This is a genomic window from Psychrobacter sp. AOP3-A1-26, assembly GCF_052378235.1.
GTDB lineage: Bacteria > Pseudomonadota > Gammaproteobacteria > Pseudomonadales > Moraxellaceae > Psychrobacter.
In genome coordinates this window covers 1-13926 of sequence record NZ_JBQSXN010000082.1, presented here as the reverse complement: position 1 = coordinate 13926, position 13926 = coordinate 1, and the positions used below count along the sequence as shown (strand labels likewise).

Genomic DNA, 13926 nt, shown 5'->3' with positions numbered 1-13926 from the left:
ACATTAATGTTTTATATAGAATTTCAGAAAACACGTAAATTTTAAAAGCAGCGCTATATTTATGGGGGTAAAAACCAGATATAACAACGGCATACCATTAATAGAGCATTCACCTTTTATAGTATTCATTAGCGTTACACTTGGTGTGTTAATCTAAGAAAAAACTGAAGAGATATCGATGCTAGCAAATGCTAATAACCCGCAACCAAAGAACAAGCCAAATTTCTTAAGCCGTATAATAAGTGTACTAATAAGGGCTGCGGTACTACTGCTGCTATTGTTCATATTTGATAAGCTATTACCTAGCATCAGCCAACAAACACAGTCGTTTGTGATGGCTAAGTGGCAGCAGCTTAGTCTATTGCAGCAAGAGCTACCAACAGAAGATAGCTTGCCCAGTCCGCTACCGAAGCAGCATCTGACTGATACTTGGGGCGGAGCGCGTAGCCAAGGTCGCACGCATGAAGGTATTGATATTTTTGCGCCGCGAGGCACACCGATACAAGCAACCACCCAAGGTATCGTTAGTAAAGTTGGTGAGAATACGTTAGGTGGACGCGTGGTGATGATCGTTGGACCAGGCGGTGCAGGACATTATTATGCACATCTAGAAGATTATGCCGATATTGCTCCCAATGATTGGGTCAATGCGGGCGATATCGTTGGTTACGTCGGCGACAGCGGCAATGCTAAAGGCACACCAACCCACGTCCATTACGGAATTTATATTAATGGCAGCGCGGTTAACCCCTATCCTTTATTACGAAAACCTGAAAGCTAGCTTTTGGGCTTCTAAAAGCTTAAACCTCTAATAAAAAGTTTAATGGCCCATCGTTAACACTCATTACTTGCATATCAGCACCGAACTGACCGGTAGCCACATTGGGATGCTGGGTATGTGCATAAGCAATTAACTGCTCAAACAATACTTGTGCAGCATCGGGTGCCATCGCACCGCCAAAATCAGGACGACGACCTTTATCGGTTTTTGCCATCAAGGTAAATTGCGATACCAATAATAACCCGCCTGCCACTTGCTGCACATTTTTATCCAATTTACCGACCTTAGCAGGATCCTCCTGATTTTCAAAAATACGATAGGTAAGGATTTTATCGATCATGCGCTGGGCACTTTGTAGCGTATCGTCGGGCCCTAGTCCAATATAGGCCAATACGCCCTGCTCAATAGCGCCGACACAATGCTTGTCAACAGTGACACTAGCGTGATGCACGCGTTGTATAAGTGCTCTCATTTACCGACTCCTTACAGATTATGGTCATACAATAATATGCGGTCCATGATAAAATACCGCCAATCATTAACCTATTTTTGCTCTCACTTTTTCCATCTTTGTCGCTGTTTTATTCATTTTTTTATATTCACATTCTCATCTTGGTAGCCTTGTTATGAATTTATTTACCACCCTTCAACAGTTTGTTCCGCAGCAGCAATTAAGTAAAGTCGCTGGGCGTTTGGCTGCCAGCCGTCATCCTTACGTCAAACGTACTTTTATTCGCAGTTTTGCTAAGGCTTACAACGTCAGCTTGGATGAATACGAGCGCCAAAGCTTCAACGCTTACGAAAGCTTCAACGACTTTTTTACCCGCGAACTAAAAGACGATGCTCGTACCATTGATAACAGCGCCAACGGTATTGTCAGCCCTGCAGATGGTATTATCTCGCAACTAGGGCAAATCCACGACCACAAACTGCTCCAAGCCAAAGGGCGTCATTACGACATCGGACAGTTACTTGCGGATAGCGAAGATGGGCATTATTTTGCGGATGGAAGCTTTGCCACAGTTTATCTTGCGCCCAGTAATTATCACCGTGTCCATATGCCATTCGCAGGCACGTTGACCAAAACTCGCTATGTGCCTGGCACGCTATTTTCGGTAAATAATACCACAGCGGCTAACGTGCCTGATTTGTTTGCCCGTAATGAGCGCTTGGTCTGTTTGTTTGATACAGAGTATGGCAAAGCGGCAGTGGTGATGGTTGGCGCGATGATTGTTGCTGGTATCGAAACGGTGGCGACCGGTAAGATTATCCGTACTGACGATATCCAAGAAGCAGAACATAGTATGAGCTTTGAAAAAGGCGATGAACTTGGACGTTTTTATTTAGGCTCGACCGCTATTGTCGTGCTGCCAAAAGCGGCGAAAGCCGACTGGCAAGACAGCATGCAAGCCAATAGTATGGTAAAAATGGGACAGCTATTGGGTGCGACTAATAATAAATAAGCCCGCTGTTTAAAGTCGAAAATATACGCCCAGTTAAGTATTAATCATTATGCTTAACTGGGCTTTTTAAACTAATATCGAAAATGCTTGTGGATAGGATAAGCAAACAAGATGTTTTCTTCCTGTGTACCACGCCCGATGTTATGAATAATCAGCGGTGTGCCATCATCAGCGGCTTTATTGGAGACGATACCCATGTGCGGCAAATTACCTTCTGGTAGTCGCCACGTCACCACATCGCCTGCTTGAAAGCTGTCCTTATCAGTAATCGATAATGTTTGCCCATGACGTGTAAAAAATACTTCAAGATTGGGCACACGGCGGTGATCAATATTTTTATCGGTTGATTTCAGGCCCCAATTTTTTGGGTAATCGGACCAATTTGATTTCATGTCGTGATTGACCAGTTGCTGCAAATCAATATTTTGCAGGCGATAAGCACGTACGACGACATCGGTACAGACGCCAGTATCTATTGGTACATCGCCACGGGGGAAGTCCAGCTTACGATAAGTAGGATCATAGCTGGTGGTCACGCCAATTTGCTTTTTGGCATCGTGCACCAATTTGCTACCATCACTGACAGGATCAGCAGCTTGTGCTAATTGTGCCACGCCTAATACACTGATAAAGGCGAGCGATTGACATAGTGTTTTATAAGCGACAGATATTCTCATATTTTGATCCCAAATTTTTTGACCTCACTATAGATGCTTTAGCACATGAAAATAATGGGTGATTTGTAAACAGCTAAAAGCTATAAAGTGATTTTTATTTATTTAGGCATCAATCAACCAGCCTTGCTGGGTTGCATAGTCAATCTGTTTTGATAGCCAAACATGGATGGTAGGAAAGCTGTCTTTAATAAACTCCAGCACACGGATCACTTGCGAGCGTGTCACATCATGTTCAGACCATGTTTTCCCGCCCGTATTTAGATTTAACAAAAATGGTAAAATTCGATCAACTACTCTCAGCAGTTCAGCCTCTTTACTGCTGCCCGTTTCTTGCGCTTCCCAAACCTCACTTAAGTTATTGATACCATTGCCGCGCTCGGCTTGCAGTCGAGCGATGCCCTCGCGTTCTTCAGCATGAGCGTCATCTCGACTATTGGCAAACAAAAACGTATCCCCCGCATCAACTTCACCTAAGTCATGTATCAGTGCCATCTTCAATAGTTGCTCATAATTAACATCCAGCTCAAACTGTTCAGCGATTGACCAGCAGGCCATTGCCAAATGCCACGAATGCTCAGCGGAGTTCTCCAACCGAGTAGTGCCCGTCACATAACTGCGGCGATTGACTCGTTTGAGGGCGTCGAGCTCTAATAAAAAATGGGTCACATCATCTATATCAATAGTTGATGTAGGATTTGGGTTGATTAATGACGCGTGACTGGTTAAAGACATATTGTTCTCTGATTTGGTCTGCAAGTTTATAGCGCTTTATCTTATCTTTACGCGCAAGTGATCATGATATATTTTATCAGTGTACGAGCAGCCGATGGCAGAATTTAACACAGACGCTTTTTTTAATTATTATCACAGCTAAAAAAATAGCGCCTATTTTATTAAGCACTATCTCTTTTAAGCTTATTGAAAAACGACTACTTAATTAAATTACTAATGGTTTTAAAAGCAGGATCTTTGCTGCTACGACATAGCTCAAACAGGATAGTTTCAACCGTGGTAATAACTCCGCCTGCGCGGCGAATACGGCGAATGGCTTGTTTTTTATCATAAGGAAAGCGCGAACCGACGGCATCGCCAATAATGACGGGCTGCATACCATTATCAAGCAAATCAAGCGCCGTTTGTAGTACGCAAACATGCGCCTCCACACCAAACAATAAAACAATGCTTCTATTTTGCTGAGCAAGATGGTTCCATGAATCGTCATTATCACAAGCACTAAACGTGACTTTCTCGAAGCCTTTGGCGTTCTCATCTTCTAATATTTCACGTATCTCAGGCAAGGTATCGCCCAGACCTTTTTTATATTGCTCATTGAGCATGATAGGCACACCAAGTGCTTGCAGACCTTTGATAAGCGTCACTGTTTTTTTTAAAATATTCTCATGGTCATAGATATGCGGCGTTAGGCGCTCTTGGATATCGATAACCATTGCTTGGGTATTTTCTCGGGCGATTCGATAGGTACGATCAGTAATCATAGTAGACATGGCACACTCCTTGTACGGCTGACTTTATTGTTAAAGGCTACTTTAGTTTTATCATAGATATTGTCGTTATTAGCCTTACACTCATTTAGTCACAGTTTACTGAGCCCGTCAATGGAGATAGTCTTTAATAATGATTAATAACGTCTGTTTTTAATTAATCAAAGCAAAAGCCCCTAATCATCATGACTAGGGGCTTTTATTAATACTGTAAGACTAAAGATTTACTAAGACGCTACACACGCTCAATCACGGTAGCAATACCTTGGCCAAGACCAATACACATGGTCGCTAGACCGATTTCAGTATCTGATTGCTCCATGGCATTTAGCAAAGTAACGGTGATACGCGCACCAGAACAGCCTAGTGGATGACCCAAAGCAATCGCGCCACCGTTGATGTTGACGATGTCTTGCTTATCGGTCAAGTTCATGGCTTTAAGTACTGATAAGCTTTGCGCGGCAAAGGCTTCGTTTAGCTCGATGGTTTGCATATCATCGATGCTCATGCCAGCACGCTTAAGTGCTTTTTGCGTCGCAGGAACAGGACCATAACCCATGATAGCGGCGTCACAACCAGCAACAGCCATGCTGCGAATACGAGCACGAGGCTTAAGACCTAAGTCCTTGGCTTTTTGCGCGCTCATAACCAGCATCGCTGATGCACCATCAGACAGTGCAGATGAGGTTGCAGCCGTTACCGTACCGCCTACTGGATCAAAGGCTGGGCGTAGCTTTTGCATTTGCTCCATCGTCGCATCTGGACTAATCACTTCATCGACAGTACATAGTTGCAAGCGACCTGCGGCATCATGACCTTCGATACCGATGATTTCATTGTCAAAACGACCTTCAGTGGTGGCAGCCCATGCACGGCGATGTGACTCAAGACCAAAGGCGTCTTGCTCTTCGCGGCTGATGTTATTCATACGACCCAGCATTTCAGCAGTCAAGCCCATCATGTTTGAGGCTTTTGCATAATGCTTTGATGCTTCTGGGTTAAGATCAACACCATGCATCATGCCAACGTGACCCATGTGCTCAACACCACCGATGATGAACACTTCACCTTGATTGGTCATGATTTGGGCAGCGGCAGTATGTAGCGCCTGCATAGATGAGCCGCATAAACGGTTAACGGTTTGACCACCAGCGGTCTTAGGGATATCAGCAAGTAAACCGATGTTTCGACCGATGTTCAAGCCTTGCTCTAAGGTTTGGTTGACACAGCCCCAGATGATGTCTTCTACGTCACGTGGGTCAAAGTCGTTGCGCTCAACCAATGCACGTACCAATTCAGCAGACATGCTATCAGCGCGAACATGACGGAACATACCGTTTTTAGATTTTCCCATCGCTGAGCGTACGCCATCCACGATGACCACGTCTTTTGGACTTAAAGTTGTCATACTATCTTCCTTTTCAATTTTTATTGTCAGTGTAGTCAGTGCATTTCAATGCTATTACCTCGTCAATCTTGCTTAAAGTACAATACGTACATCTACGCTCGATTTCCTTGTATTAGCCCTAAATGAAACTGACTATAATCGTACGTCTGCTATTAAAGATTTGTTATTGAAGAACAGTGCCATTAAATATAAATACTTTAATTGCTATCACTCTCAACAGCAAACGTACTGCACTTCATCCTAGTAATGACTGCCCATTACGCTGTTGCGTAAAAGGTCTCGCCTGCTGCTGCCATATCGCGAATCTTCTGCGGGGCTTCATAGGCTTTGCCAAGGTGCGCGTATTTTTCACATAATGCCAAGTAGTTATCTAGACCCATTTGGTCGATATAACGGCAAGGACCACCGCGGAATGGTGGGAAACCAACGCCCATAATCATCGCCATATCCGCCTCAGATGGCGTGCTGACGATGTTGTCTTCTAGGCAACGTACCGTTTCATTACAGAAAGCCAGCATGGTACGATCGATGATTGCTTGATCATCAAATTCTTGCTTGTCGCTATCTGTAGTGGCTTTCAATAGCTCATAAGTGGCTTCATCAGCAACTTTCTTAGGCTTACCGCGCTTGTCTGTTTCGTACTTATAGAACCCAACGCCGTTTTTCTGACCTAGGCGCTCGTTCTCATATAAATGCTCAATCGCACCTTTATAGTCAGGCTTCATACGGTCAGGGAAACCTTCAGCCATGACTTCTGCACCATGAACGCCCGTATCTAGACCAACGACGTCGATGAGATAAGCAGGACCCATTGGCCAGCCGAATTTCTCCATGACTTTATCGACATGGACGAAATCAGCGCCTTCTTTTAATAACAAGTCAAAAGCACCAAAGTATGGGAACAACACACGGTTTACTAAGAAACCTGGGCAGTCGTTAACGACAACGGGCACTTTACCCATTTTAGAGGCTAGTGCAACCGTGGTCGCAATCGCTTCGTCTGATGATTTTTCACCGCGGATAACTTCTACTAATGGCATACGGTGTACTGGGTTAAAGAAGTGCATACCGACGAAGTTTTCTGGACGCTCAAGTGCTTCTGCTAAATAAGTAATAGAAATCGTTGAGGTGTTTGACGCTAGGATACAATCGTCTTTGACCAAGCCTTCTACTTCTTTTAGTACCGAACGCTTGACGTTTGGATTTTCTACTACGGCTTCGATGACGATATCTGTTTCAGAAAAGTCACCATAGTTAAGCGTTGGACGGATACGGCTTAAAGTCTCACCCATTTTTGCTGGGGTCATTTTTTTACGTTCGACCATTTTGCTTAATAGCTTGCTGGCTTCGCCCATACCAAGTTCTAATTGCTCAGACTTGATGTCTTTCATAATGATTGGCAAGCCTTTGCTGGCTGCTTGATAAGCAATGCCGCCACCCATGATACCAGCGCCCAATACCGCCGCTTCATTGATTTCATGTGCTTTTTTGCTGTGTTGCTTGGCTAGCTTTTTAACCAACTGATCGCTTAAGAATAAACCAACCAAGCTTTCTGCTTGTGGGGTTTTCGCAGCTTTAGCGAAACCAGCCGCTTCTACCTCGATTGCTTTGTCACGTGGCAGGTTAACGTGTTTTTCGATAGCAGCGATAGCAAGTGCTGGCGCAGGATATTGCTTCGGATTGGCTTTGGCAAAGATCATACCTTTTGCACTGTTAAATGCCATCGCTTGCTCAAGCTGATTTAATTTAACTGGATTCAGCTTCTCTTCACGCTTCGCTTGCCAATCAAGCTCACCTGAGATACATTTTTTGACCAAATCAATGGCAGCATCTTGCAAATCATCAGCAGCAACGGTCGCATCGACCAAGCCTAATTTCAATGCATCGAGCGGTTTTTTTGGCTTACCCGTCGCTATAAGTTCAAGGGCATTGTCAATACCGATAACACGGGTACTACGCACTGTACCGCCAAAACCTGGGAAGATACCCAGTTGAGTTTCTGGTAGACCGATGATGGCTTTGTCGCTCATGACACGGTATTCACAAACCAAAGTCATCTCACAACCACCGCCAAGCGCCGCGCCATTGATGGCCGCTACTTTCGGGAAAGGCAGATCTTCAAAACGGTTAAAAGCGTCATTGATACCGACGACCCAGTCTTTAATCTCACTTTCTGGCTTCTTAAAAGAAGCTACAAATTCTGTAATGTCCGCACCAGCGATAAACACGCCTTTACTTGAAGTGACAATTAAGCCCTTAACGTCATCAGCTTTTTCTAAGGCACTAACCGCTTCGCCAAATTGCTTATTGGTCTCAGCATCAAACTTATTCACGCTCTCATTTTCGGCGTTGTATTGCATGTTGGCGATGCCATCCTCTAGCATTGTCACCGTAATGCGATTTCCTTGGTATACCATTTGAAACTCCTTGCTATATAACGAAAGCTACGTTTTAGAATTAAAAGAAAAGCTTTAACTCTAAAGTGCCTAGCCAGTTATTGTTAGTAAAACGAGTAATAACACCGCCAATATACTACCTTATAAAGTCAGTATAGATTGAGCAGTGAAGAGGTTTTTATTATCCAGCGTTCATATTTATATATTCACGTTCTATGCTCAATATTACCGCATTAGCACAAATAAATAGGACGCTTTATTTATATACTGTTGTTTCAGTTACTGATAGTTATACTGATACTGATACTGTTACTGTTACTTGAGTCAAAACCTTGAATCAGAATCGGTGTTGTATGAATTTTTCGCTTAGACAATCCGTACGAAAAGTCATTTTTTTAGCACCAAATCATTTTCACGCCAATTAGTGTAGGGGATTATGCCCCCGACTGTCACAAGCTAATACCATACTCGCAAGTCACTCTTAAATCAGCAGCAGCCCTTTACCTTGTTACTCAGGTACTTTAGGTGACTGCCTGCATACTCAATTTATAATCTGTAAATCAGCGACTTAAAGACGTCGGTTAGCCATCATCAATCTCTTAACGCTCCACCTTATCAAAACATATTCGGCCCCTAAGTTAAATCGCCAATACGTAACGAGGGCTTGTTACATTATTTCGTGCTGCGTTTAACAGGAAACTTCTGATTTTTAACATCAAGCTTTAAAAAATTGGCCATTAACGATACGGGCGGCATAAGCAACATAACCTATCATGCTACACTAACGATATTTTATTATTCACCTAATAGATGGTTGAGTTATGACTGTTTCCTCTACACCAAGCGTTATGCCTCTTAGCTTTATGTCTTTTGATAGCACCGAGCAGTTTCATCATGCTGTGCGCACGCAATTGGCGCAAGATATTGACGTATTATTTGCTTACGCTGAGCTGCCAAGCCCGCTGATTGATGCCTGCCGCTATGTCATGACTGGACAAGGTAAGTTGGTACGTCCCCTATTAGTAGCTAGTGCCTTTGCTAGTGTGAATGATTATCGTGGTGTTAAAGATAACGATAAAGGCAGCAATAAAGAGACGGATATAAACGATAATTTAGCGTCATTATTGGAGAATGACTCCGATTTTGATATGTATCGTCGTGCGGCGTTGGCGGTGGAGCTACTGCATACCTACTCGTTGGTGCATGATGATTTGCCGTGTATGGATGACGATGAGCTGCGTCGTGGGCAGCCAACCGCCCATATCGTCTTTGACGAATCGACCGCGCTGCTGGCAGGCGATGTACTGCAAACGTTAGCGTTTGAGGTATTAACGGCAGAGATGCCAACCTTTGCACCTTTTGATTCAGCTATCGCCAGCCAACTATTTGCCATCTTTGCGCCGCGAGCAAGGCGTATGGTCTCCGGTCAAATGCTGGATCTTAATGCCGAAGCCAGTAATAGCATCACGCAAGCCAATTTAGAAGCCATCCACCGTGATAAAACCGGTGCATTGATTGAGGCGGCGATGCTGATGGGTGGTATTTGTGCTGGTGCTACCGCTCCGCAGCGTATGGCGCTACAAGATTGCGCCCAGAATATCGGTCTTGCCTTTCAAGTACAGGACGATATCTTAGATGTCACCACTAGCACAGATGCGCTAGGCAAGCCTGCGGGCAGCGATGAAAAATTAGACAAATCTACCTATGTGAAATTAATGGGCGTTAATGAGGCGACTAACTACGCGCAATCGCTATTCAATGACGGACGCGCAGCAATCAGTCGTGAGCTTGGCGATAACCCAGACAGCGACGCGCTATTGGCACTGATTGAATGGCTATGGTCGCGGAAGAAATAATATAGTCGACGCAATGTAGAAACGATATAGCGTGACTGGGATGCTGGCTCTTAGAACATAGGTTTTGTAGCCCCTGTCGGCGTAGCGGCGTAGGCACAGCAAGCCAGAAAAATTTATACCAGTCACGCACCATAAACCATGTATATGTTTTATTTAATCAACAAAAATAGCAAAGAGTGGTCAACATGGACAGAACCCCTACTCCGCGTATTTACCTCGGCACTGGCGGTTACAGCGATACCGACTTATTGGGCACGCTGTATCCCACTGGCACCAAAAAGACGGATTTTTTACGCGAGTACGCCAAACAATACGGTGCGGTAGAAATCAATAGCAGCTTCTATGCGCCCATCGGACAAAAAGCCTTTGCAGGTATGGTCAATAAGGCCTATGTGCAAGCAGACAGTGAGTTGAAGTTCGCGGTTAAGCTGCATCAAGACTTTACTCATGCACGTAAAGGCACTGCCGAACACGCCCAAGCATTTCTCACCGCCCTCACGCCACTTATCGAAGCTGATTGTCTAGCGCCACTATTATTACAATTCCCACACGGCTTTGATCGTACCCGCGAGCATCGTCTCTATCTTGCCAATCTGGTCAGTTGGTTTAAAGATTATCCATTAGCGATTGAGTTTCGACACAATGCTTGGCACACACCGCAAGTGGTTGATAGCTTTATCGAGCAAGGTCTAATTTGGTGCAGCGTCGATTATCCTAAAGTCAGCGGTCTACCACCGTCACGGCTGATATTTACCGAGCGCACCGGCTATCTACGGATGCATGGTAACAATCTAAACTGGTGGGATGCCATGAGCGCGGCTGATCGCCATGATTATCGCTATAGCGAAGCTGAGATGCAGGATTGGGCACAAGCGATTGCCAATCAGCGTCAGCATTTTGATACGCTGTATATCTTCTTTCAAAATACCGTCAATGCGCATGCTTATTATAATATTGCGATGTTAAGGGAGGCGTTGACGGCGCATAAATTTAACGTTTTATAAACTCGCAAGTAAAATTTTTGTTGTGGGTTACGGCTTTATTCCAACAAATAGTCGTGCAAAAACACAATATTAAATAATGAAAAATAGATTACAAATTATTCGCGTAGAGTGATTTATCACTTTCAAAGATACTAATAAAAATTTAATTGATATTTGTTTGTCTGTCTCTCTGTTTAACTAGGCTTGAGTTCAGTTTTTTAACAACTTTAAGGCGATATCATGGTGGCTTATATAACAGTAGGTAGTACAACCACTCACGGCGGCAAAGTTATTACGGGTTCACTGCATACGACTCACAATGGCGTTCAAGTATCGCGTAAAGGCGATAAAGTTATTTGCAAGAAATGTAAAAAATTGACGACTATTCTTACAGGTGACCCCTCATTTACTGTTGATGGTGCGCCCATCGCTCGCGGTGGTGATGTCACCAGTTGCGGTGCTAAACTGATTGCAATTCAGCAGTCGTTCTGTGAGTCGGATTTTGAAGTTTTTGGAGTTGAGCAGCCAGCGCCAAGGTTCGAACAACCTGCCCCTTTACAGTTTCCTAAATCAGACACAGATAGTTTGCTAGTCTAAAAGCTTCTGACGAAGAAATTTATGAAGTCGAGATGTCTGATAAGAAGTTAGACGCTTGGCGCGAGGATGCTGTTGCAGAAGGTTTAGAAAATGGATTACTTGTCAAAAGCGTGTCTGGAAAACTGCTAGGTGTTGGCGAATATTATAGAGCAAATGGCAACTATAAAATGGCGTATCAACTAACTAAAACACCAGTAACTGATTATATTACAACAACGCCACTTGCTAGTGAGGCAGGAAAAATTGGCAAAATAGTGGATAAAACAGGTAAAATTCAGGATGGAATTAATATTATTTCTGAAATTGGACCTATTAAAGCTGATTTGGGTAAAATTGGTGTAGATGATTGGCTTGGTAGTGGAAATGAAGGTATAAAATTAAGTGAGCTCGACAAAATATATGAAAAAACATTCGTTAAGTTGTTTGGAAAAGATATGAAATATCCTAATAATATTTTAACGGAATCAGAATACATCAAGTTAGAGACATCTTATCAAAATAGTTTAAGTGCTGAACAGAAAAAAGCAGATGCTATCTATCATCCGTCTTCAGCTCATAAGAACATTGAAGCAATTGATGAAAAAGCTAGAAAAAGTATTGTTTCATTTGTTGAAGTAGGTGGTAAGTTGAATAATGACACTATACCAGTTGCCAACAGAGATGAAATTAATAAAGCAATCAAAAATGGTCAGGGCAAAGGGTTAGTTCAAGAGGTTGTCGAAAAAACTCAAGGATTGAAGCAACTGAAAGATTTCTATGATAACTGGTAATGAGACAATCAATTATGAATAAGCTTTTAAGTAGATTTAGTGGTATATATTTCTTTTCAGTTTTAATCAGTCTCGTGAATTATGTAGTATGTAATCTCTATAGAAAGAATGCCTATAATCGTCTTTTAATAGAAGTAGTAGATGTTGCTAAGAGACCATCCCGAATTCTGTGTAACTGCCGTTTAGATTAAATGCCTGCTGATACGTTCATCAAACATAATCATAAAGCGATTAAGAGCAGACGTCCAGTTACGGATAGGCATCGACCACTTTTTGGATGCCTGCTGTGTTGCTAGATATACCACTTTAAACGCTGCCTGATCAGACGGGAACACCTTACGCTTATTCACCGCTGTCCGAATCACACTGTTCAGTGATTCTATCGCATTAGTAGTATAAATCGCTTTTCTGATGTCTTTAGGGTACTCGAAGAATACCGTTAAGCCCTCCCAGTTATTACGCCAAGACTTGACCACGTGCGGGTACTCTTTGCCCCAAGTCTCATCAAAGTGCTCAAGGTTAGCCTCTGCTATCTCAAGCGTATCAGCGCCGTAGATGGCCTTTAAATCAGCGGCTACTGCCTTTTTGTCCGTCCAGGGTACAAACTTCATTGAGTAGCGCACCATATGCACGATACACAGCTGAACCTGAGCATTGGGATAAACCGTATTGATGGCATCAGGAAAGCCCTTTAAACCATCGACACAGGCAATGAGTATATCTTGCACCCCGCGGTTTTGTAGTTCAGTGAGAACGCCTAGCCAGAACTTGGCGCCTTCATTCTCTGAGAGCCACATACCAAGCAGCTCTTTTTTACCGTTAAGAGCGACACCTAGAGCTAAGTAAATCGCTTTGTTAATGATCTGCTTATCTTGACGTACCTTAACGACAATGCAGTCCAAATAGACAATAGGATAAACACTACTCAATGGCCGGTTCTGCCATGCGATGATGTCCTCTAAGATGTTGTCAGTGACTCTTGAAACTAAGCTGCTTGAGATATCGACGTCGTAAAGCTCTTTGATACTCTCTACAATCTCAGTGGTGGTTTGACCTTTGGCGTAAAGGAATATGATTTTATCATCAAGACCTGAGATACGGGTTTGATGCTTACGCACTAATGCAGGTTCAAAAGCGCCGTCACGGTCTCTTGGGGTGGAGATCTCAAGATCGCCTGTGTCACTTCGGACGGTCTTTTTAGTGTGTCCATTGCGCTTGTTAGGCTTGTCCGCTTTCTCATGCTTGGGGTAGCCTAGATGGTCTTCCATCTCAGCTTCAAGGGCAGTATCGATAAAGGATTGCATGAGCTGCTTTTGGAAGTCTTTGATGTCATCGAAGCTTTTCATGCTACTAGCCATTTGCTCGGCCAGTTTTTTAATGTCAGATTGAGTAGTCATTGCTTATTCTCCTGTTATTGGATTATAAGCAGTTACACAGTTTTTAGGAAAGGCTCGTTGCTAAAACTCAGGACTATGACTTTTTTGTCCCTGAAC

13 protein-coding genes are annotated in these 13926 nt (G+C 43.5%); 6 read left to right on the top strand and 7 right to left on the bottom strand.

The window, feature by feature from the left end:
• The first annotated feature begins 178 nt into the window (after positions 1-178).
• Positions 179-781 carry a M23 family metallopeptidase gene (locus tag ACT3TU_RS11670; protein ID WP_192524610.1) on the top strand — a complete coding sequence of 201 codons (603 nt, stop codon included), beginning with the start codon at positions 179-181 and terminating at the stop codon, positions 779-781.
• A gap of 19 nt (positions 782-800) precedes the next feature.
• Here ACT3TU_RS11670 and dtd read toward each other — a convergent pair whose 3' ends face one another.
• On the bottom strand, positions 801-1253 hold the full coding sequence (dtd, locus tag ACT3TU_RS11665) for a D-aminoacyl-tRNA deacylase (RefSeq protein WP_192524611.1): 453 nt from the start codon (positions 1251-1253) through the stop codon (positions 801-803).
• 154 nt (positions 1254-1407) lie between these two features.
• On the opposite strand from dtd, the gene asd reads away from it, so the two are divergent.
• Positions 1408-2244, top strand: coding sequence for an archaetidylserine decarboxylase (asd, locus tag ACT3TU_RS11660; RefSeq protein ID WP_192524612.1), 837 nt, complete (start codon positions 1408-1410; stop codon positions 2242-2244).
• Between the two features lie 71 nt (positions 2245-2315).
• On the opposite strand, the gene ACT3TU_RS11655 is transcribed toward asd, so the two are convergent.
• The 5 genes from ACT3TU_RS11655 to fadB form a co-directional block, all read right to left on the bottom strand.
• Positions 2316-2921, bottom strand: coding sequence for a DUF1287 domain-containing protein (locus ACT3TU_RS11655; protein ID WP_192524613.1), 606 nt, complete (start codon positions 2919-2921; stop codon positions 2316-2318).
• A 102-nt stretch (positions 2922-3023) separates the two neighbouring features.
• Positions 3024-3653 (bottom strand): HD domain-containing protein, encoded by a 630-nt coding sequence (locus tag ACT3TU_RS11650; RefSeq protein ID WP_192524614.1) that lies wholly within the window; start codon positions 3651-3653, stop codon positions 3024-3026.
• Between the two features lie 197 nt (positions 3654-3850).
• Positions 3851-4426 (bottom strand): isochorismatase family protein, encoded by a 576-nt coding sequence (locus tag ACT3TU_RS11645; RefSeq protein WP_192524615.1) that lies wholly within the window; start codon positions 4424-4426, stop codon positions 3851-3853.
• Between the two features lie 232 nt (positions 4427-4658).
• On the bottom strand, positions 4659-5831 hold the full coding sequence (gene fadA, locus ACT3TU_RS11640; RefSeq protein WP_444784406.1) for an acetyl-CoA C-acyltransferase FadA: 1173 nt from the start codon (positions 5829-5831) through the stop codon (positions 4659-4661).
• A 257-nt stretch (positions 5832-6088) separates the two neighbouring features.
• The gene (gene fadB, locus ACT3TU_RS11635; RefSeq protein ID WP_192524617.1) at positions 6089-8248 is read right to left on the bottom strand and encodes a fatty acid oxidation complex subunit alpha FadB; all 2160 of its coding nucleotides are present in this window, start codon (positions 8246-8248) and stop codon (positions 6089-6091) included.
• 800 nt (positions 8249-9048) lie between these two features.
• Between fadB and ACT3TU_RS11630 the strand changes: the two genes are divergently transcribed.
• The 4 genes from ACT3TU_RS11630 (at position 9049) to ACT3TU_RS11615 (ending at position 12433) form a co-directional block, all read left to right on the top strand.
• A complete protein-coding gene (locus ACT3TU_RS11630; RefSeq protein WP_192524756.1) occupies positions 9049-10083 on the top strand; it encodes a polyprenyl synthetase family protein in 1035 nt (344 codons plus the stop codon).
• A 185-nt stretch (positions 10084-10268) separates the two neighbouring features.
• Positions 10269-11087 (top strand): DUF72 domain-containing protein, encoded by an 819-nt coding sequence (locus ACT3TU_RS11625; RefSeq protein ID WP_192524757.1) that lies wholly within the window; start codon positions 10269-10271, stop codon positions 11085-11087.
• A gap of 219 nt (positions 11088-11306) precedes the next feature.
• Complete coding sequence (locus ACT3TU_RS11620; RefSeq protein WP_192524758.1) at positions 11307-11663, top strand: PAAR domain-containing protein; 357 nt, start codon at positions 11307-11309, stop codon at positions 11661-11663.
• 32 nt (positions 11664-11695) lie between these two features.
• Complete coding sequence (locus ACT3TU_RS11615) at positions 11696-12433, top strand: hypothetical protein (protein WP_192524759.1); 738 nt, start codon at positions 11696-11698, stop codon at positions 12431-12433.
• A 182-nt stretch (positions 12434-12615) separates the two neighbouring features.
• On the opposite strand, the gene ACT3TU_RS11610 is transcribed toward ACT3TU_RS11615, so the two are convergent.
• Positions 12616-13830 carry an IS256 family transposase gene (locus tag ACT3TU_RS11610; protein WP_192524760.1) on the bottom strand — a complete coding sequence of 405 codons (1215 nt, stop codon included), beginning with the start codon at positions 13828-13830 and terminating at the stop codon, positions 12616-12618.
• Positions 13831-13926 lie beyond the last annotated feature (96 nt).

Coding starts and splice junctions, on each gene's coding strand:
- ACT3TU_RS11670 (WP_192524610.1), top strand. CDS start 179: ATGCTAGCAAATGCTAATAACCCGCAACCAAAGAACAAGCCAAATTTC.
- dtd (WP_192524611.1), bottom strand. CDS start 1,253: ATGAGAGCACTTATACAACGCGTGCATCACGCTAGTGTCACTGTTGAC.
- asd (WP_192524612.1), top strand. CDS start 1,408: ATGAATTTATTTACCACCCTTCAACAGTTTGTTCCGCAGCAGCAATTA.
- ACT3TU_RS11655 (WP_192524613.1), bottom strand. CDS start 2,921: ATGAGAATATCTGTCGCTTATAAAACACTATGTCAATCGCTCGCCTTT.
- ACT3TU_RS11650 (WP_192524614.1), bottom strand. CDS start 3,653: ATGTCTTTAACCAGTCACGCGTCATTAATCAACCCAAATCCTACATCA.
- ACT3TU_RS11645 (WP_192524615.1), bottom strand. CDS start 4,426: ATGTCTACTATGATTACTGATCGTACCTATCGAATCGCCCGAGAAAAT.
- fadA (WP_444784406.1), bottom strand. CDS start 5,831: ATGACAACTTTAAGTCCAAAAGACGTGGTCATCGTGGATGGCGTACGC.
- fadB (WP_192524617.1), bottom strand. CDS start 8,248: ATGGTATACCAAGGAAATCGCATTACGGTGACAATGCTAGAGGATGGC.
- ACT3TU_RS11630 (WP_192524756.1), top strand. CDS start 9,049: ATGACTGTTTCCTCTACACCAAGCGTTATGCCTCTTAGCTTTATGTCT.
- ACT3TU_RS11625 (WP_192524757.1), top strand. CDS start 10,269: ATGGACAGAACCCCTACTCCGCGTATTTACCTCGGCACTGGCGGTTAC.
- ACT3TU_RS11620 (WP_192524758.1), top strand. CDS start 11,307: ATGGTGGCTTATATAACAGTAGGTAGTACAACCACTCACGGCGGCAAA.
- ACT3TU_RS11615 (WP_192524759.1), top strand. CDS start 11,696: ATGTCTGATAAGAAGTTAGACGCTTGGCGCGAGGATGCTGTTGCAGAA.
- ACT3TU_RS11610 (WP_192524760.1), bottom strand. CDS start 13,830: ATGACTACTCAATCTGACATTAAAAAACTGGCCGAGCAAATGGCTAGT.